Raw genomic sequence first — 19,614 nt, forward strand, 5'->3', positions numbered from 1 at the left:
CTACACACGGGGTATACCCGGTGTGTATACGCACGGTGTGTAGATCATGGCGGGGGGTACTGCCGTGCAGGTGGGAGCCGATTGTCACGGTTCTGTCATTGAGGTGGCGCGGGTGGCCGACCGCGACGGGGGATGGGGCCCGCCTCACCGGGCAGCCGTCCCGCCTCCGCCAACGCCCTGCGCAGCAGGAACTCGATCTGCGCGTTCGCGGACCGGAGTTCGTCCCCGGCCCACCGTGCGATCGCCTCGTACACCGCAGGGTCCAGCCGCAGCAGCACCTGCTTGCGCTGCTGCGGCCGGCGCTTCGCCTCGGAGGCCTCGGAAGGTTCGGTCACTGGTACAGGGTGCCCGTGTTCAGCACGGGCTGCGGCGCCCGGTCCCCGCAGAGCACCACGAGGAGGTTGGAGACCATGGCCGCCTTCCGTTCGTTGTCCAGCTCCACGATGTCCTGCTCGGTGATCCGGGCCAGTGCCGCCTCGACCATGCCCACCGCGCCGTCGACGATCTGCCGCCGGGCCGCGACGACCGCCCCGGCCTGCTGCCGCTGGAGCATCGCCGAGGCGATCTCGGGCGCGTACGCGAGATGCGTGAAGCGGGACTCGATGATCTGGACACCGGCCGCCTCGACCCGGGCGCTCAGTTCGACGGCGAGCTTCTCGGTGATCTCCTCGGCGTTCCCGCGCAGCGAGAGCCCGCCCTCGTCGTGGGCGTCGTAGGGATACTCGATGGCGATGTGCCGTACGGCCGTCTCGGTCTGGGTGGCGACGAACTCGGTGTAGTCGTCGACCTCGAAGGTGGCCTGCGCGGTGTCGCGGACCTTCCAGACCACGACCGCGGCGAGCTCGATCGGGTTGCCGTAGGCGTCGTTGACCTTGAGGGCCGCGGTCTCGTGGTTGCGGACGCGGGTCGAGATCTTCGTGCGCGAGGTGAACGGGTTCACCCAGCGCAGCCCGTCCCGCCGGATCGTCCCCTGGTACCGCCCGAAGAGCTGCACGACCCGCGCCTCGCCCGGCGCCACCGTGTTGAGCCCGCTCATCGCGGTCACGGAGGCGAGGAAGAGAAGGATGCCGCCGATGATCAGGGCGGCCTTGCCGCCGGCACCGTCGACCGCGGTGGCGGTGATGATCAGGCCGACGGAGACCAGCACTCCGGCCAGCCCCAGAATCAGCGCGAGTCCGCCGCCGATGCTGTGCGCGGTGAATTCCCGTACGCGTGGGGCGGGCATGTCCGGTACGTCTGCGGGTACTTCGGTGGTCATGGTGTTCCCCCGTAGCTTGGTTGAATCAAAGTGATATCACTTTACCCGGGTACGGCAACCCTCAACCCCTCTCGTACGTCGGTTCCATAAGGACGGGTGCTGATTGTCACGTCCGTAATGGACCGGATCGACAGCCCTTTGTCACAACTCCTGGTGTTAGCTTTCTGAGCTGACTTGACGGGCGAACCTGTGTGACACCAGAGCACAAGAGAGCGAAGCGGAGCGGAACGGACTCATGGGACGAGCGGAAGAGAGACGAGCGCGCCAACGCGGTGGCCACCGCGCGGCGCCCAAGACCCGCCGCTCGTCGGGGGCGGACGGCGCGGGCGCGACAGAAGGCAAGAGCGCCAAGGACGGCAAGAGCTTCATACGCAGGCTCTTCACCTGGAAGAAGATCCTCGGCACGTTCCTCGGTTTCTGCCTGCTCGGGATCGGCGCGTTCATCGTGCTCTACATGATGATCAGCATCCCCGCGGGCAACGCCGACGCGAAGCTGCAGAGCAACGTCTACAAGTACAGCGACGGCTCGATCCTGACCCGCAAGGGCGATGTGAACCGCGAGAACGTCGACCTCTCACAGGTCCCCAAGGCCGTCCAGGAGACATTCGTCGCCGCCGAGAACAAGACGTTCTACAGCGACGCCGGCGTCGACCTCAAGGGCACCGCCCGCGGTCTGCTCAACACGCTGTCCGGCAAGGGCGCGCAGGGCGGTTCGACGATCACCCAGCAGTACGTCAAGAACTACTACCTGACGCAGGACCAGACCGTCACGCGCAAGCTGAAGGAAATGGTCATCTCGCTGAAGCTGGACCGCGAGAAGTCCAAGGACTACATCCTCGCCGGGTACATCAACACCAGTTACTACGGCCGCGGCGCCTACGGCATCCAGGCCGCGGCCCAGGCCTACTACCGGGTCGACGCCAAGGACCTCTCGGTCGAGCAGGGCGCCTATCTCGCCGCACTGCTCCAGGCGCCGAACCAGTACGACTGGGCGATCGCGACCGACACCGGCAAGAAGCTGGTGCAGGCGCGCTGGAACTACGTCCTGGACAACATGGTCGGGCAGGACTGGCTGAGCTCCACCAAGCGCGAGGCCATGACGTTCCCGGTCCCCAAGGCACCCAAGGCCGAGGCCGGAATGGCGGGCCAGACCGGTTACATGGTGACCGCCGCCAACGAGGCCCTGGAGAAGCAGCTGATCGCCTCGGGGCAGGCTGCCAACACCAAGGACGCCGAGACGCTGGTCAGCGCGGGCGGCTGGACGATCACGCTCAACATCGACAAGAAGAAGCAGGCCCAGCTGCAGAAGTCGGTCAAGTCCCAGCTGACCAGCAAGCTCGACGCCAAGAAGCGCAAGGTCGACGGCAACGTCCAGCCCGGCGCGGTGTCGGTGAACCCGAAGACGGGCGCGGTCGTGGCGATGTACGGCGGCGCGGACTATCTGAAGCACTTCACGAACAACGCGACCCGCAGCGACTACCAGCCCGCCTCCACCTTCAAGCCGGTGATCCTGGCCGCGGCCCTGGCCGACGAGGCCAAGACGCAGTCGGGCAAGACGATCACCACCAACACGCTCTACGACGGCACCAGCAAGCGCCCGGTCGTGGGCAGCGACATCGGGTTCGCGCCGGAGAACGAGGACGACCAGAGCTACGGCAAGGTCACCGTCCAGACGGCGATGAACAAGTCGATCAACTCGGTCTTCGCGCAGCTCGGTGTCGACGTCGGCATGGACAAGGTCCTGAAGACCGCGGGCGAACTGGGCATGGACACCGGCGACTTGAAGGCCGTACCGGCGCAGACCCTCGGCACCATGGGCGCGAGCCCGATGGAGATGGCCGGTGTCTACGCCACCTTCGACAACCACGGCAAGAAGGTCACCCCGGCCCTCATCAAGTCGGTCGCGCACAACACGCGCACGGTCACCATGCCGAACCCGATCGGCGCCCAGGTCATCCCGCGGGAGGCCGCCGACACGGTGTCCTCGGTGTTGACCGGTGTGGTCGACGACGGTACGGCGAAGGTGTCGGTGGCCGAGAACAGCAAGCGCGACGGGCAGCAGGTCGCGGGCAAGACGGGTACCTCCGACAACAACAAGTCGGCCTGGTTCACCGGTTACACGCCCGACCTGGTCACCTCGGTGGGCCTGTTCGGTGAGGGAGCGCCCGGGACCAGCAAGGCGAGCCAGCAGGTCCCGCTGACCGGTGCGACCGGCCTGATCACCGCGGGCGCCGGCCGTATCAACGGTGGTGGTTACCCGGCGCAGATCTGGGCGACGTACATGTTCGGAGTGACCAAGGCGAACGGCAAGTTCGACCTGGACACCGACCAGGGCGCGGCGGTCGAGCCGGACTTCACGCCGACGGCGACCCCAACCCCGTCGCCGACGCCGTCCCCGACCCCGACGACCAAGTCGCCGTCGCCGACCCCGTCGACGGAGTCACCCACGCCGACGCCGACGCCGACCCCGACCCCGACGCCGACCCCGACGCCGACGATCAGTCCGCCGGTGACACCGAGCGACGACAACACGGACAACCCGTTCGACCAGCTCGACCAGTAGCCAGGTCACACGGAGAGAGGGCGCCCGGCACTTCGCCGGGCGCCCTCTCTCGTACCGCTGGGTGAACTCCCGTACCGCTACTCGAAGTTCGCGGCGATCCGGTCGCCGAGTTCCTTGTCCACGTTCTGCCAGTAGCGCAGGGCGCGGTCGAGGACCGAGCGGGAGACGTCGGCCTTCAGGTGGCCGGTGATGTTCGCGACGAGGCGGTCACGGGCCGCGTCGTCGAGGACCTCGCGGACCATGGTGCCCGCCTGGCCCCAGTCGTCGTCCTCGCTGTGCAACTTCGTTGCCTCACGCACCAGTTCACCCGCGGTCTGCCAGCTCGCCGGGTCGCCGAACTGGCCGTAGTCCGCCGCCGGTCCGCCGTAGGAGTTCGGTGCGTACGGCCGCGCCGCGTTGGACGCCTCGTACCGCATCGGGCCGTCCTTGGCGTACGAGTTGACCGGGGAGTGCGGCCGATTGGGCGGCAGCTGGGCGTAGTTGGGGCCGATCCGGTACCGGTGGGTATCCGGGTACGAGAACAGCCGGCCCAGCAGCATCTTGTCCGGGGAGGGGCCGATGCCCGGGACCAGGTTCGAGGGCTCGAAGGCGGCCTGCTCGATGTGGACGAAGTAGTCGTCCGGGTTCCGGTTCAGGGTCATGCGGCCGACGTCGATCAGCGGGTAGTCCCCGTGCGGCCAGACCTTCGTCAGGTCGAAGGGGTTGAAGCGGTAGTCCGCCGCGTCCTCGAACGGCATGATCTGGACCTTCAGGCTCCAGCTCGGCGCGTTCCCGGACTCGATCGACTCGTGCAGGTCGCGGCGGTGCTTGTCGCCGTCCGACCCGGCCAGCTCGTCGGCCTCGGCCTGCGTGAGGTACTCGACGCCCTGGTCTGTCTTGAAGTGGTACTTCACCCAGAACCGCTCACCGGCGCCGTTGATCCACATGTAGGTGTGGGAGCTGTAGCCGTTCATGTGGCGGTACGTCTTCGGGATGCCCCGGTCGCCCATCAGCCAGGTCACCTGGTGTGCCGACTCGGGAGAGAGGGTCCAGAAGTCCCACTGCATGTCGTTGCTGCGCAGCCCGGTCGCCGGGTGGCGCTTCTGCGAGCGGATGAAGTCCTGGAACTTGATCGTGTCACGGACGAAGAAGACCGGAGTGTTGTTGCCCACCATGTCGTAATTGCCGTGCTCGGTATAGAACTTGAGCGCGAAGCCGCGGGGGTCCCGCCAGGTGTCGGGCGAGCCCTGCTCACCGGCGACGGTGGAGAATCGCGCCAGCATCTCGGTGCGTCTGCCCGGCTGGAAGAGGTCGGCCCGGGTGAACTGGCTGACGTCGTTGGTGACTTCGAAGAAGCCGTACGCGCCGCTGCCCTTGGCGTGCACCACCCGCTCGGGGACCCGTTCCCGGTTGAACTGGGCCATCTTCTCGATGAGGTAGTGGTCCTGGAGCAGGATCGGGCCGTCGGGGCCGACGGTGAGCGAGTGTTCGTCGCTCTCCACCGGGATGCCGGCGTTGTTCGTGGTGTACGGAGTGTGCTGGGGTGCCTGCGTCACGAGCGTCCTCCTGTTCGGAAGAAAGTAGGTCGCTTTCGCTTCGCGTACCCCAGCAGTCAACTCCGACGCCGGTATGTCGGCAACTTTTGGACGATGTCTAATTCCGGTTCAGTTCGAACCAGACCACCTTCCCGGTGCTCAGCCGCGTGGCTCCCCACCGACGGGCCAGTCTGTTGACCAGATACAGCCCGCGCCCACCCTCGTCCGTGGCCCGCGCCTGCCGCAGCCGCGGCAGCTGGGGCACGTCGTCCCCGACCTCGCAGCGCAGCACGTCGGTCCGCAGCAGACGCAGGGTGACCGGGCGCGAGGCGTACCGCACGGCGTTGGTCACGACCTCGCTGACCAGCAGCTCGACGGAGTCGGTCATGTCCTCCATGCCCCAGCGGGCCAGCGCGCGCCGGGCCAGCCGGCGGGCCTGGCCGGGGGCCGAGTCCTCCGGGTCGAGGAACCAGTACGCCACGTCGCTGGGCGCGATCCCGTCGAAGCGGGCGGCGAGCAGCGCGATGTCGTCGTCCCGGTCACCCGGGCCGAGCATGTCGAGCACCTCGTCGCACAGGGCTTCCAGGGGCGGCGGATGATCGGGTCCGGTGAGCTGCGCGACCGCGGCGAGCTTCTCGCGCAGCTGCTCTATCCCGGTCCACACGTCCCGCAGCCGCGACTCGACCAGCCCGTCCGTGTAGAGGAGCAGCGTCGCTCCCGCCGGGGCGTCCAGCTCCACGGCCTCGAAGTCGACCCCGCCGACGCCGATCGGGGCGCCGGGCGGCACCCGCAGGACCTCGGCCCGGCCGCCCAGGTGCAGCAGCACCGGCGGCGGATGCCCCGCGTTGGCGATGGTGATGCGGTGCGAGACCGGGTCGTAGACCGCGTAGAGGCAGGTCGCCATGCGGTCGGTGCCCAGCCGCTGGGCCTGTTCGTCGAGGTGGTGCAGGACCTCCTGCGGGGGCAGGTCGAGACCGGCCAACGTCTGCGCGGTGGTGCGGAGTTGGCCCATGATCGCGGCCGAGGTCATGGAGTGGCCCATGACGTCGCCGACGACCAGGGCGACCCGGCTGCCGGGCAGCGGGATCGCGTCGTACCAGTCGCCGCCGACGCGTGCCGTCTCGGCGGCGGGCAGATACCGGGACGCCAGCCGGACGCCGGTGGGGCGCGGGAGGGTCTCCGGGAGCATGGTGCGCTGCAGCTCGTCGGCGATGTACGCCTCACGGCCGTAGAGCACGGCCTTGTCGATGCCCAGCGCGCTGTGGGTGGCGAGTTGGGCGGCGACGAGGAGGTCGTCGGCCTCGAAGGCCATGCGCTCGGGGCGGCGCAGGAAGAGCGCGGCGCCGATCACCCGGCGCCGGCCGCGCAGCGGCGCGAGGATCGCGCGCTGACCGGCGGGGACGATCAACTCGCCGCCCTCGCCGAGGAGTTCCGGCAGCGCGGCACGGGCGGCGGGCGAGTCCGCGAAGACCGGACGTACGCCCCGGAGCACCTCGTTGAGTGCGCCGCCGGGCCGTACCTCGCACAACTCGGCGGTGACCGCGGACAGTTCGGAGGGCTGCTCCGGCTGTATCGCGGGCATGAAGCCGTTCTCCGTGTCCCGCTCCTCCGGGATGCGGTCGGTACGGCGCAGGCGCAGCACGACGGGACCCGTGGGCCGCTCGTCGCCCACGGGCAGCGGGTCGCGCAGGTAGACCAGGATCGCGTCCGAGAACGTCGGCACGGTCGCCCGGCACAGGCCCATGACGATCTCGTCGAGGTCGATGCCGCGGGCGATCCGCCGGGTCGCGGCGCCCACGAAGCGCAGCCGGTCCCCGTCCCGCCGCATCGGCATGGGACCGCCGGGCGGCAGCCCCTGTCCCGTACGGCGCTCCTTGGCGGCGGCGTCGGATACCTCGCCGACGCCCGGCTGGGCCGGGATGCCGTCGGGCGAAGGGCGCGGGCGGTGGGCGTCGGGTTCGGCGGCCGAGGGCTGGGAGTGCTCGGAGCCACCTGCGGTGTCAGGCTTCACAGGGGTACCTGCCGGGTCCTTCCCCTTGGCGCGGGACGTGCTCGTACCCGGCGCCGAAGGCGGCTCGCCGGTGCGTGCCTGTGCCGGTAAGCCGGCTCCACCGGACGGCCTGGACGGCGTCGAGGTGTGCAGGAGCGCCCCGCGGGGGTCTGCGGGGTCGGCGCCGCTCGGGCGCTCGAACGAGGTGGGGTGCTCCGTCACGCGTGTCGAATCCGTCCGTCCGGGACCGCACGCGGTACGTGCGGATCGTCCCGCTGAAATGCCGATACCCGGAATACGTGCCCCAGGAACGGAATTCCCGCGTGGTCAGAGGCTGTTCCTGTGCCACCGGCGGACCGGCGGCTCGAACCGCTGTCGCCCTGATACCCCTCGCTCACGTCCTGCCGCCCCTCGGTGACGTCTGGTCAGTCCCGGTACATGCCCCGGGAGTTGTGCGGTGCCCTTGCGGAGGACGATCCTACGGTTGCGCACCGGGGGCGCATCAAGGGTCTCATGTGGACATGTGCGCGGGGGTGCGGTCCCAGTCCTCCGGAAGTGAAGGTACAGCCCAGGACGGATCCGGGCGCCAGTGCTGCCAGCCGTCCGCGAACGGAGACCCCCACGAGCGGATCGTCTCGATCGCCGACCAGCCCGCTTCCCTTACCCGCTCGGCGAGTTGGAGATCCATGAGACCGTCCCGCTGGGCCTGCGCGAACTCGTCCTCGTCGAGCCAGTGCCAACTGCGGTCCGGGTGGACGGAGATGTCCAGGAAGTGATCCACGGAGTCGACCCCGCCGTCCCAACGGACGTGCGGTTCCTCAAGGTTCACGTACCAGTTCTTGAACTGCCATCCGGGTTCCCAGAAGAGCCACACCGACCAGGGCTCACCGGGCCGTGCCAGCTTCAGCACACCGGTGCCGAACCAGTGGTCGCGCAGGACCGTGCGCGGCTTCGTGTACCGGGTCTCCAGCGGCTCCCCGTGCACCGACGTACCGTCCGCGAGCACCGGCCGCACGCACTCGGTGCCGGGCGCCATCCAGACCGCGAGCAGCTCCTCGTCGTCCCGGACGACCGTGACGGGGCGGGCGATGTGGAAGCGCGGTCCGGCGTTCTCCCGGTAGCGCCACAGGATCTGATCCCCGGGCGCCCAGAAGGCCGTAGACGTACCCGCTTCCACCGCTCGTACCGCTCCACCGTCTGTCATGAAGAGATATTAGGTGCCCCGGGCATACGACGCTGCGGTGCGCGTCACGGTTCACGCCAGGGCGACAATTGGTTACGGACGCGTCATCCGCAGGACATCGAGGGCCTCGTCGAGCTGCACGACGGTCAGGTCGCCGCGCTCCACATAGCCGTTCTCCAGCACGACCTGGCGGATCGTCTTCCGTTCCGCCAGTGCCTTCTTGGCGACCTTGGCGGCCTCCTCGTACCCGATGTACTTGTTGAGCGGAGTGACCACGGACGGCGAGGACTCGGCGTATTCACGCGCCCGCTCCCGGTGCGCGACGATCCCCTCGACGGTCCGGTCGGCGAGCAGCCGCGAGACGTTGGCGAGCAGCCGGATCGACTCAAGAACATTCTTGGCGATCACGGGAAGCATCACATTGAGCTCGAAGTTGCCCGCGGCCCCGGCGGTGGCGACGGTCGCGTCATTGCCGACGACCTGCGCGGCGACCATCAGCACGGCCTCCGGAATCACCGGGTTGACCTTGCCGGGCATGATCGAGGACCCCGGCTGCAGATCGGGCAGCGAGATCTCCGACAGCCCGGTGCGCGGCCCGGACGCCATCCACCGCAGATCGTTGGCGATCTTCGTCAGTCCTACGGCGATGGTCCGCAACTGCCCGCTGGTCTCGACGATCCCGTCCCGCGCGCCCTGTGCCTCGAAGTGGTCCCGCGCCTCGGTCAACGGCAGCCCGGTGACCAGCGCGACCTCGGCGATCACGGCCGCGGAGAACCCGGGCGGGGTGTTGATCCCGGTCCCGACGGCGGTCCCGCCGAGAGGCAGCTCGGCGAGCCGCGGCAGCGAGGCCTCCAGCCGCTCGACGCCGTAGCGCACCTGCGCCGCGTACCCGCCGAACTCCTGCCCCAGCGTCACCGGCGTGGCGTCCATGAGGTGGGTCCGCCCGGACTTCACCACATCGGCGAACTCGATGGACTTGCGCGACAGCGCGCCCGCGAGATGCTCCAGCGCGGGGATCAGGTCATGGATCACGGCACCGGTGGCCGCGATGTGGATGGAGGACGGGAACACGTCGTTGGACGACTGCGAGGCGTTGACGTGGTCGTTCGGGTGGACGTCCTTGCCGAGCCGCTCGGTCGCGAGGGTGGCGATCACCTCGTTGGTGTTCATGTTGGACGAGGTCCCGGACCCGGTCTGGAACACGTCGATCGGGAAGTGCTCGTCCCACTTCCCGCCGGCCACCTCACGGGCGGCCTCCCGGATCGCCTCCGCGATGTCCTTGTCGAGTACGCCCAGTTCGGCGTTCACCTTCGCGGCGGCACCCTTGATCTGTGCGAGCGCCTCGATGTGGGCGCGCTCGATGCGCTGACCCGAGATCGGGAAGTTCTCCACCGCCCGCTGGGTCTGCGCTCGCCACTTCGCGTCGACCGGGACCCGCACCTCCCCCATCGAATCGTGCTCGATACGGAACGGACCCACTGTCTGACCGTCGGCCATCGCCGATCACCTCCTGTGGGGCACAGCATCGCGGACACGTCCCGTGTTCCCACCTCAGCGGAGGGAAACGGAGTGTCCCGGCCCGGGCCGTGTCCGACCCGGCGCTCAGTGGACGGGCCCGGTGCACACCGGCTGCCCGCCCACCTCGGCGCAGGCCTGTGCCCCGCGCGGGTCGGCGGCGGCCAGCATCGGGCTGCTGTAGCCGTCCGAGCGGTGGCCCGGGTACTCGGCGGACAGCTCGTCCTGCCCCGCCCTGATGGAGATCTCCCGCGACCCGGCGACCCGGGTGCGCACTTCCGACCAGACGGTGGCGCAGGACGGCGAGTACCGCAGCCGCACGACCTGACTGGCCCGGGTCACGACGCTCTCCGTACGGGCGTCCCGCGCGCAGGTCTCGGAGGACGGCAGCGCCCCCTGGCAGCCACTGCCCCGGCAGGAGGCGACCGCGTGATCGAGGACGCCGGCGGCACCGGCGGTGACCGCGACCGTGGTGGCCATCGCGGCGAGGGCGACGAGCGCGCGGGTCGGCGGCCGGAGGCGGAACCGGCGGGACCGTACGGACGGGACGGGGGCCGGGGCCGGAACCCGCGGCGGGGGAGGCGCGGGCCGGGACTGCTCCCGGGCCGCCGTGTCCCACAGGGAGAGCAGCGCCCCGGGTTCGGCGTGCGCGAGCCGGGCGAGGGCCTCGACGGCCGCCCGGGGCGGGAGTTGGTCGCCGTTGAGGTAGCGGTGCCAGGTCGACTTGCTGAACGGGGTGACGGAGGCCAGCGCGGCCAGGCTCAGCCCGGTCCGCCGCTTGAGGAGCCGGAGCCGTTCCGTCAGGAGCGGCCCCGCGTCGTCGTAAGGGCCGGACAGGGGCTGCTGCTGCCCGACCGTCACGTGGCTTTCCATCGAACTCCCTGTTCCCTGTTCCCCGTTGCCTCGCCGTACCGGGGCGACCGCGGTGATCCGTTCCCGGGGGAGGTGCGGGGTCACACCCGGATCGCCCGAATATGCCGGAATATGAAGGGGTGTTGACCTGGCGCCACCCGACGGGACGCATGGGACTGTCCCGTCGGGTGGCGCCGTGGGTCAGACGTGGGTCAGGCGAGGGTCAGCACCAGCGGACGGCGCTGTGGTTGTGGACGTAGTGCGCGGAGACGTAGCCCTCGTGGTGCGGGAGCTTGTACCAGCGGTGGTTGCCGAAGACGTCCGACCCGCGCGTCTCGCAGACGATGGGCAGCGCCCGCCCGACCGGCCGCGTGCCGACGACCCGGTAGCCGGTGCCGGGGCCGGAGCGGACGTTCAGGTGCCGGTAGTGGTGGGTCGCGACCCGGCCCCAGGCGGGGGCGGTGACGTGGTGCCGGGCGGGGTTCGCCGGGTGGGCGGCCGGGGCGGCGACGGCCGTCACGGGGAAGAGGGCGACGGCTGCGATCGCGGCGACGAGACCGTTGCGCAGAGTGCGTCGGATCATGGGGGGTTCCTCCGAGTGGACCGGGGACCACGGGCTGTGATCCAGTCAGTTCGGAGCTTTTCCGGCAAACCGGGCGAAGATGCCGTCCCGTGTGTCCCTGGGACGAATTGGGACGGGCCGGGGCGGGATCAGTCAGCCCGTCCGGCGTTCGAGGACGAGGCCCCTTCAGGGCCGATGGGGGTCCAGGGGGCGGAGCCCCCTGGCGGGGTGGAAGGGGCAGCGCCCCTGGTGATGGGACGGGTAGGGGCGGCGGGGGCGAGCCGCATCCATCAGCGGCCCCGCCGCGGGCCCTACGCCAGCCCAGGCCCCCGCACCGGAATGTGCGTGAACGTAGGCTCCGGCGCCGGGTTCTGGAAGAAGTCGTTGCCCTTGTCGTCGACCACGACGAACGCCGGGAAGTCCTCGACCTCGATCCTCCAGACCGCCTCCATGCCGAGCTCCTCGTACTCGACGACCTCGACCTTCTTGATGCAGTCCTGGGCGAGCCGGGCCGCGGGCCCACCGATCGACCCGAGGTAGAAGCCGCCGTGCGCGTCACACGCGTCGGTGACCTGTTTGCTCCGGTTCCCCTTGGCCAGCATCACCTTGGACCCGCCCGCCGCCTGGAACTGCTCGACGTACGAGTCCATGCGCCCGGCGGTCGTAGGCCCGAAGGACCCGGACGCGTAGCCCTCGGGGGTCTTCGCGGGCCCGGCGTAGTACACCGGGTGGTCCTTCAGGTACTGCGGCATCTCCTCCCCCGCGTCCAGCCGCTCCTTGATCTTGGCGTGCGCGATGTCACGCGCCACGACGAGCGGCCCGGAGAGCGAAAGCCGGGTCTTCACCGGGTACTTGGTCAGCTCGGCGAGGATGTCGTCCATCGGCTGGTTGAGGTCGACGCGGACGACATCGCCCTCTTCGAGATGCTCGTCGGTCGTCTCCGGCAGGAACCGCGCCGGGTCGGTCTCCAGCTGCTCCAGGAACACACCCTCGGCGGTGATCTTCGCGACGGCCTGCCGGTCGGCGGAGCAGGACACGGCGATGGCGACGGGGCAGGAGGCACCGTGCCGGGGCAGCCGCACGACTCGCACGTCGTGGCAGAAGTACTTGCCGCCGAACTGCGCCCCGATCCCGATCCGCTGCGTCAGCTCGAAGACCTTCTGCTCCAGGTCCTTGTCCCGGAACCCGTGCCCCAACTCCGAACCCTCGGCCGGGATCTCGTCCAGGTAGTGCGCCGAGGCGTACTTCGCGGTCTTCAGCGCGTACTCGGCGCTCGTACCGCCGACCACGATCGCCAGGTGGTACGGCGGGCAGGCGGCCGTCCCCAGCGAACGGATCTTCTCCTCCAGGAACTTCATCATGGAGCCCTCGTTCAGGACCGCCTTCGTCTCCTGGTAGAGGAACGACTTGTTGGCCGAGCCGCCGCCCTTCGCCATGAACAGGAACTTGTAGGCGCCGCCGTCGGTCGCGTACAGCTCGATCTGGGCGGGCAGGTTCGATCCGGTGTTCTTCTCGTCCCACATGGTCAGCGGGGCCATCTGCGAGTACCGCAGATTGAGGTTGAGGTAGGCGTCGTAGATGCCGCGCGACAGGGCCGACTCGTCCTCACCTTCGGTGAGGACGTTCTGTCCGCGCTTCCCCATGACGATCGCCGTACCGGTGTCCTGGCACATGGGCAGCACGCCGGCGGCGGCGATGTTCGCGTTCTTCAGGAGGTCCAGCGCCACGAACTTGTCGTTGTTCGACGCCTCGGGGTCGTCGATGATCCGGCGCAGCTGCGCGAGGTGGGCGGGCCGCAGGTAGTGCTGGATGTCGTGGATCGCCTCGGCGGCGAGCTTGCGCAGCGCCTCGGGCCCGACCTTGAGGAACGTCCGCCCGTCGGCCTCGAAGGTGGAGACACCCTCGGAGGTCACCAGCCGGTACGGGGTGGTGTCCTCTCCCATAGGGAGCAGATCGGTGTACGCGAACTCAGGCATGTCGCCCATTCCTCACTCGACAGACAGCGCGGCCGGCCTCCATTGGCAGGCGTCACCAGCGTAGAACCTGCCACTGACACCGGGCTTGTGAGGTAAGGCTCAGTTGTTCCGGGCGTTCGCCGCCGCGCCAACGTTGTCCACACCCCTAGTCGCGATCTATCGCGTTTCGGTACGCTGCTGCCGTGGATTTTCAGAAGCAGCCCGCATCCGCGCCCACGGCCCCGCAGCCCGCGCCCGCCGCGACCCAGCTGCGCGCCTCGGACGCCGACCGTGACCGCATCGCCGACATCCTGCGCGAGGCCCTGGCCGAGGGGCGCCTGGACGCGGAGGAGCACGCCGAGCGGGTCGAGGGGGTGCTGAGCGCCAAGACGGTCGGCGAGCTGGAGGTCTTCATCCAGGATCTGCCGGCCGCCCATGGCCGCCGGGCGACGACCCCGTCGTACAGCCCCGCTCCGAACCGCCCGACGGAGGGCGCGATCCCGGCCGAGGCCGACGAGCACGTGGTGGCGGTGTTCAGCGCCGCGATGCGCAAGGGCCGCTGGCGCGCGGGCCGCCGGATGCACGCGTACGCCGTGTTCGGCAGCGTCGAGATCGACCTCAGCGAGGCGATCTTCGAGTACCAGCAGGTCGTCATCAAGGCGGTCTCGGTCTTCGGCAACGTCGAGATCCGCGTCCCGGAGAACGTGTCGCTGCGCGGCACCGGCGGTGGCGTCCTCGGCAACTTCGAGGTGGACACGCTGGACTCGCTGGAGCCGGACGCGCCCGTGGTCTACGTCGACGGGTGGGCCGTACTCGGAAACATCGAGGCAAAACCCAAGCGGGGCAAGCTCGTTGCGGACATTCTCGATCGGGTTCAGCGCAAGGTCGACAAGAATTTGCGCAAGCACCTGGACCGTTGACGGTTGTGAATCGGAACACATGTGGAGCTGATCGGTCCACGCCCGCCAGGGCCTGACATCGCGCAGAAGCGCCCGAATACCAGCGGTTCGGAACTCAGTGCATAGGCGCGCGCACAGCGGGTAGGCCTTGCTGCATCGTCTCTCGCTCGCGAAGCCGTCGTCAGGAGTAGACCGTGCTGCAACCGCCGCATTCGTCCCTGCAGGTAGCTGCTGTTCCGGCTCAGCGGGTGCCTGCGCGAGACAGGGACCAAGACGCTCCCTGGCACACCGAAGCGGTGTGCCGGCGCGACGAGGCAGGCCTGTTCTTCGCGCCCTCCAAGGAACCCACCGCCGCCCGACTCTCCCGCGAGGACGCCGCGAAGCGCGTCTGCGCCCGCTGTCCGGTCATGGTCGAGTGCCGGGAGCACGCACTCCTGCAACCCGAGCCCTACGGCGTCTGGGGCGGCCTCACCGCCGCCGAACGCCGCGTGGTCCTGGCCAGGCGCCGCCGCCGCGACCTGGAACTCCAGAAGGCCCGAGCGGCAGGCCGCATAGCAGCGGCAGGCTGACAAAAGGCGCCCCCTCCGCACCAGGGGGCGCCTTTTTCATTTGCCGGGCAGGGCTACTCACCTAGGGGCGCGGGGCTGTGACATGTGCGGCTCCGCCGCATGGGCGCGACCAGCCACAGGCGACCCGCACCCGCCAACGGTCCGCAGAACCCCACTCCTAGGCGCTACTTGGCCCGGTCGAAGTCAATCGCGCTGTACGCCCGCAGCTTGCTCAGCCGGTGCTCCGAGTCGATCCGCCGCACCGTCCCGGACTTGGACCGCATCACGATCGAGTCGGTCGTCGCGGTCTCCGCGCGGTAGCGAACACCCCGCAGCAACTCCCCGTCGGTGATCCCGGTGGCGACGAAGAACACGTTCTCGCCCGACACCAGGTCATCGGTGGTGAGCACCCGGTCAAGGTCATGCCCCGCGTCCAGCGCCCGCTGCCGCTCGGCATCGTCCTTCGGCCACAACTTGCCCTGGATCACACCCCCCAGGCACTTCACGGCACAGGCCGAGATGATGCCCTCGGGCGTGCCACCGATACCGAGCAGCAGATCCACGCCGGTACCTTCGCGCAGCGCCAGGATCGACCCCGCGACATCGCCGTCGGAGATCAGCTTGATCCGCGCACCGGTCTCCCGGATCTCCTTGATGATGCCGTCGTGCCGCGGCCGGTCCAGGACGACGACGGTGACGTCCTCGGGCGTGACCCGCTTGGCCTTGGCGACCCGGCGGACGTTCACCGAGATCGGCGCCTCGATGTCGACGAACTCGGCCGCCTCGGGCCCGGCGACGAGCTTGTCCATGTAGAACACGGCGGACGGGTCGAACATCGAACCCCGGTCCGCGGCGGCCAGCACGGCGATCGCGTTCGGCATGCCCTTGGCGTTGAGCGTGGTTCCGTCGATCGGGTCGACGGCGATGTCGCACTCCGGCCCGGTGCCGTCACCGACACGCTCGCCGTTGAAGAGCATCGGCGCCTCGTCCTTCTCGCCCTCGCCGATGACGACGACGCCGTTCATCGAGACGGTGGAGACGAGGGTCCGCATGGCACGCACGGCGGCACCGTCGGCGCCGTTCTTGTCGCCGCGCCCGACCCAGCGGCCCGCGGCCATCGCGGCGGCTTCGGTCACCCGGACGAGTTCCAGGGCGAGGTTGCGGTCGGGGGCCTCGGAGGGGACTTCGAGTTCGGACGGCAGATGATGATGCTCGGTCATCGGAGCGCACCTTTCTGATACGACGACGGCCGGATGAGGGTATGGCCCCGACTCTATCGCCAGGCAGACAAAATGAGCAGGGGGGCCCACGGATGAGCGGACCAGGGCACCTGCGACGATAGGGACGTGGCAGGTTCGAACGGTAAGCAGAAGACGGTCCGGGACATGATTCTCTCCCTGGGCCTGATCGGGATCGCGGCGGCGATCGTCTACATCTTCATCCCGCACAGCGACCACGCTCCCGACATCAAGCGGGTCGACTACCGCGTGGAGCTGCTCACGGCCCGCCGCGCGGCGCCGTACCCGGTGGCGGCCCCGGAGGGCCTGTCGAAGACCTGGAAGGCGACCTCGGTCAGCTACGACGGCGCCGCGTTCGACGCCTGGCACCTCGGATTCAGTGCCCCTGGCGGACAGTACGTGCAGATAGAACAGTCGACTCAGAAGCCGGCCGACTTCGTCGACACCGCCAGCCAGGGCTCCGCCGCGACGAAGACCACCCAGGACATCGACGGCCAGACGTGGACCCGCTACACCGGCGGCCGCTACGACGCGCTCGTGCGCGCGGGCAAGGGGTCGACGACGGTGGTGGCGGGCACGGGTTCGTTCGCGCAGCTGACGGAGATGGCGAAGGCGCTGCAGACGAAGTAGACGGACGGGATCGATACGCACGAGGAAGGCCCCCGGCACGGGTTCGGTGCCGGGGGCCTTCGTCATGTCATCAGGGGGTCATCCGTCTCAGACGGTGGTGACGACCTCGTCGTACTCCAGGCGCGGGGAGCGCGGGAACCAGGCGTCCTCGCCCGGCTTGCCGATGTTGATGACGACGAACGGGGTGTGGTCGCCGTCCAGGAACTCCTTCTGGACGCCCGCGAAGTCGAGACCGGTCATCGGGCCGGCGGCGAGGCCGGCGGCGCGGATGCCGATGATGAAGTACGCGGCCTGGAGGGCGGCGTTCAGCGCGGCGTTGCCCTCACGGACCGAACGCTCGCCGAAGACGGCGTCCTTGGCCTGCGGGAAGTGCGGGAACAGGTTCGGGAGCTCCTCGTGGAACTCGTTGTCCGCGGAGAGGATCGCGACCAGCGGGGCGGCGGCGGTCTTCTTCTGGTTGCCCTCGGCGAGGTGCTGCACGAGGCGCTCGCGGGCCTCGGGGGAGCGGACCAGGGTGATGCGCAGCGGCGACTGGTTCATGGAGGTCGGGCCGTACTTGACCAGGTCGTAGATCGCCTGCACCTGCTCGTCCGTCACCGGCTCGTCGGTGAACGTGTTCGCGGTACGGGCCTCGCGGAACAGCAGGTCCTGGGCGGCGGGGTCAAGAACGAGAGACATACGAGAACTTCCTCGGATAGCCGGAAACCGGAACCGGACCGTGGTCCGGATAGGCTGACGAGACCGACCGTACGCGACGTGAGGTTCAACATTCAACCAAATCCGGAGCATGGTGATCCGCATCACAGAGAAACACCGCTGGGGCTGCTTGCCAGGGGTCGGCTGTTGCCGGCGATCGATCGGCGTTGCCGGCAGCGGGCGACGCCGGGTACCGGCTGGCCGCCGTCAGGGACGGGTGCCTACGGGTCGGTGCGGCTTCCTGTTCGCCGCCGGCTGTCGATACTCGTCATCGGCTGCCAGCCGTTGCCGACTGTTCGCCGACGCCGACAGCTGCTGTGACCCGCTGTCGGCTGGCGCTACTTGCCGTTCGCTGCCAGCTGTTGTGACTCACCATCGGCTGCCAGACTTTGGCCTGCTGGCGCGGCGCCGTCGATGACAGCTGGTGGCTGCTGCTACTCGCCGTCTGCCGCTGGTTGGTGGCGGTTGTTTTCGCCCTCCACTGACAGGCGTCGGCTGTTGCCAGCCGCTCGCCGTCGCCGGGTCGGCTGGCGGCCGCTGCGGCTTGCTGTCCGCCGCCAGCTGCCGCTACGTGTGAGCCGCCAGCCGCCAGCCGCCAGCCGCCAGCCGCGCGACCCGCCCGCCGCGAGCCGCCCGCACTCGCTACTCGCCGTCCGCTTCTCCGGCCCCGGCCGCGCTCTCGTCCTCTTCTTCCGCCAACGCCGCGTCCAGTCGGGCCCTCGCCCCGTCCAGCCAGCGGCGGCAGACCTTGGACAGTTGCTCGCCGCGCTCCCAGAGGGCGAGGGACTCCTCCAGGGTCGTGCCGCCCGCCTCCAGGCGCCGTACGACCTCGATCAGCTCGTCGCGTGCCTGCTCGTATCCGAGCGACTCTTCCGTCACCTTGCTGGTCATTCGCCCACCCTATGCATCAACAGGAACTACGCCTCGACCCGAACCGTGAACTCGCCCTCGGCGACCCGCGCGCGGAGCACCTCGTCCGGGCTCACCTCTTCCGGGTCCCGGATGACGTGGCCGTCGGCCCGCTGCAGTACCGCGTACCCGCGCTTCAGGGTGGCCGCGGGGGAGAGGGCGACCACGCGCGCGTGTGTGTGGGTCAGTTCCGAGTCGGCTCGGTCCAGGAGGTGCCCGAGGGTGCGTCGGCCGCGGTCGAGGAGGGCGGCGACGTGATCCGCGCGCTCGTCGATCATCCGGTGCGGATCCTGTATCGACGGCCGCGACAACGCCTGCGCCAGCCCGCGCTCCTCCCGGTCCACGAACGCCACCACACACCGCCGCGCCCGGTCACGCAGCTGCCGTACGCGCTCGTACTCCTCGCCGACGTCCGGTACGACCTTCTTCGCGGCGTCGGTGGGGGTGGAGGCGCGCAGGTCGGCGACGTAGTCCAGGAGGGGGTTGTCGGGCTCGTGCCCGATCGCGGACACCACGGGGGTACGACAGGCCGACACGGCCCGTACGAGCTGCTCGTCGGAGAACGGCAGCAGGTCCTCCACGCTGCCGCCGCCCCGCGCCACGATGATCACGTCCACACCGTCGAGCGCGTCCAGTTCCTTCACCGCCTGCACGACCTGCGGCACGGCGTGCACGCCCTGCACGGGCACGTTGCGCACCTCGAAACGGACCGCGGGCCAGCGATGCCGCGCGTTCTCCAGGACGTCCCGCTCGGCCGCCGAGGCCCGCCCGCAGACCAGCCCGATCAGCTGCGGCAGGAACGGCAACGGCTTCTTCCGATCCGCCGCGAACAGCCCCTCCGCGGCCAGCGACTTCTTCAACTGCTCAAGCCGCGCGAGGAGTTCACCCACCCCGACCGGCCTTATCTCGGTGGCCCGCAACGACAACTGCCCCCGCGGCGCGTACCACTCCGGCTTCGCGAGTACGACGACCCGCGCGCCCTCGCTGACGACATCGGCGACCTCGTCGAACACCTGCCGGAAGCACGTCACGCTCACCGAGATGTCGTACGACGGGTCACGCAACGTCAGAAACACGACCCCCGCACCGGGCCGCCGCGACAACTGAGTGATCTGCCCCTCGACCCACACCGCACCGAGCCGATCGATCCACCCGCCGATCAGCCGGGAGATCTCACCGACGGGGAGCGCCGCGTCCGGAGCCGTGTTGAGAGCCATGCGCCCGAGAGTAACGGCCACCTGTGACAACGGGGTCGAGGTGCGGGCCGGGGCGGGAGCCACGCATACCCGGCCCCGCCCCCAC

The 19,614-nt window shown here is 69.5% G+C and carries 17 protein-coding genes; 4 read left to right on the forward strand and 13 right to left on the reverse strand.

All coding sequences use genetic code 11. From position 1 onward, the window contains the following. Positions 1 to 95 precede the first annotated feature (95 nt). Both OG407_RS32710 and OG407_RS32715 read right to left on the reverse strand, forming a co-directional pair. Positions 96 to 335, reverse strand: coding sequence for a hypothetical protein (locus OG407_RS32710; RefSeq protein WP_403583817.1), 240 nt, complete (start codon positions 333 to 335; stop codon positions 96 to 98). After that, a complete protein-coding gene (locus OG407_RS32715; protein WP_365305330.1) occupies positions 332 to 1,258 on the reverse strand; it encodes an SPFH domain-containing protein in 927 nt (308 codons plus the stop codon). Before OG407_RS32715 ends, OG407_RS32710 begins: the two co-directional genes overlap by 4 nt. 235 nt (positions 1,259 to 1,493) lie before the next feature. Here OG407_RS32715 and OG407_RS32720 point away from each other — a divergent pair, with 235 nt between their 5' ends. Continuing rightward, positions 1,494 to 3,821 (forward strand): transglycosylase domain-containing protein, encoded by a 2,328-nt coding sequence (locus tag OG407_RS32720; RefSeq protein WP_405863135.1) that lies wholly within the window; start codon positions 1,494 to 1,496, stop codon positions 3,819 to 3,821. Positions 3,822 to 3,898: 77 nt separating this feature from the next. Here the strand turns inward: OG407_RS32720 and OG407_RS32725 are convergent, their stop codons facing one another. From OG407_RS32725 to OG407_RS32755, 7 genes are all read right to left on the reverse strand, one after another. Further along, positions 3,899 to 5,356: a catalase gene (locus tag OG407_RS32725; protein WP_405863136.1), complete on the reverse strand. Its 1,458-nt coding sequence runs from the start codon at positions 5,354 to 5,356 to the stop codon at positions 3,899 to 3,901. A 97-nt stretch (positions 5,357 to 5,453) separates the two neighbouring features. Beyond that, positions 5,454 to 7,547 (reverse strand): SpoIIE family protein phosphatase, encoded by a 2,094-nt coding sequence (locus tag OG407_RS32730; RefSeq protein WP_328679488.1) that lies wholly within the window; start codon positions 7,545 to 7,547, stop codon positions 5,454 to 5,456. 289 nt (positions 7,548 to 7,836) lie between these two features. After that, on the reverse strand, positions 7,837 to 8,529 hold the full coding sequence (locus tag OG407_RS32735; RefSeq protein WP_405863137.1) for a DUF402 domain-containing protein: 693 nt from the start codon (positions 8,527 to 8,529) through the stop codon (positions 7,837 to 7,839). A gap of 72 nt (positions 8,530 to 8,601) precedes the next feature. Then, positions 8,602 to 10,005 carry a class II fumarate hydratase gene (locus OG407_RS32740; RefSeq protein ID WP_405863138.1) on the reverse strand — a complete coding sequence of 468 codons (1,404 nt, stop codon included), beginning with the start codon at positions 10,003 to 10,005 and terminating at the stop codon, positions 8,602 to 8,604. A 105-nt stretch (positions 10,006 to 10,110) separates the two neighbouring features. Continuing rightward, positions 10,111 to 10,896, reverse strand: coding sequence for a DUF2690 domain-containing protein (locus tag OG407_RS32745; RefSeq protein ID WP_405863139.1), 786 nt, complete (start codon positions 10,894 to 10,896; stop codon positions 10,111 to 10,113). 202 nt (positions 10,897 to 11,098) lie between these two features. Further along, positions 11,099 to 11,458 carry an SH3 domain-containing protein gene (locus OG407_RS32750; protein WP_405863140.1) on the reverse strand — a complete coding sequence of 120 codons (360 nt, stop codon included), beginning with the start codon at positions 11,456 to 11,458 and terminating at the stop codon, positions 11,099 to 11,101. A 290-nt stretch (positions 11,459 to 11,748) separates the two neighbouring features. Next, entirely contained in the window at positions 11,749 to 13,413 is a 1,665-nt protein-coding gene (locus OG407_RS32755) for a fumarate hydratase (protein WP_405863141.1), read from the reverse strand. Between the two features lie 182 nt (positions 13,414 to 13,595). On the opposite strand from OG407_RS32755, the gene OG407_RS32760 reads away from it, so the two are divergent. Continuing rightward, the gene (locus OG407_RS32760) at positions 13,596 to 14,312 is read left to right on the forward strand and encodes a DUF1707 domain-containing protein (RefSeq protein ID WP_405863142.1); all 717 of its coding nucleotides are present in this window, start codon (positions 13,596 to 13,598) and stop codon (positions 14,310 to 14,312) included. 173 nt (positions 14,313 to 14,485) lie between these two features. Further along, positions 14,486 to 14,860 (forward strand): WhiB family transcriptional regulator, encoded by a 375-nt coding sequence (locus tag OG407_RS32765; RefSeq protein ID WP_026150672.1) that lies wholly within the window; start codon positions 14,486 to 14,488, stop codon positions 14,858 to 14,860. Positions 14,861 to 15,024: 164 nt separating this feature from the next. On the opposite strand, the gene glpX is transcribed toward OG407_RS32765, so the two are convergent. Beyond that, positions 15,025 to 16,059 (reverse strand): class II fructose-bisphosphatase, encoded by a 1,035-nt coding sequence (gene glpX / locus OG407_RS32770; RefSeq protein WP_033286599.1) that lies wholly within the window; start codon positions 16,057 to 16,059, stop codon positions 15,025 to 15,027. Positions 16,060 to 16,185: 126 nt separating this feature from the next. On the opposite strand from glpX, the gene OG407_RS32775 reads away from it, so the two are divergent. Then, positions 16,186 to 16,707, forward strand: coding sequence for a DUF4245 domain-containing protein (locus OG407_RS32775; RefSeq protein ID WP_405863143.1), 522 nt, complete (start codon positions 16,186 to 16,188; stop codon positions 16,705 to 16,707). A gap of 87 nt (positions 16,708 to 16,794) precedes the next feature. On the opposite strand, the gene OG407_RS32780 is transcribed toward OG407_RS32775, so the two are convergent. From OG407_RS32780 to xseA, 3 genes are all read right to left on the reverse strand, one after another. Next, positions 16,795 to 17,385: a malonic semialdehyde reductase gene (locus tag OG407_RS32780; RefSeq protein WP_403583847.1), complete on the reverse strand. Its 591-nt coding sequence runs from the start codon at positions 17,383 to 17,385 to the stop codon at positions 16,795 to 16,797. A 660-nt stretch (positions 17,386 to 18,045) separates the two neighbouring features. After that, the gene (locus OG407_RS32785; RefSeq protein WP_405863144.1) at positions 18,046 to 18,294 is read right to left on the reverse strand and encodes an exodeoxyribonuclease VII small subunit; all 249 of its coding nucleotides are present in this window, start codon (positions 18,292 to 18,294) and stop codon (positions 18,046 to 18,048) included. Positions 18,295 to 18,320: 26 nt separating this feature from the next. Continuing rightward, positions 18,321 to 19,529 (reverse strand): exodeoxyribonuclease VII large subunit, encoded by a 1,209-nt coding sequence (gene xseA / locus OG407_RS32790; protein WP_405863145.1) that lies wholly within the window; start codon positions 19,527 to 19,529, stop codon positions 18,321 to 18,323. Positions 19,530 to 19,614 lie beyond the last annotated feature (85 nt).

Source organism: Streptomyces sp. NBC_01515, assembly GCF_045040345.1.
GTDB lineage: Bacteria > Actinomycetota > Actinomycetes > Streptomycetales > Streptomycetaceae > Streptomyces.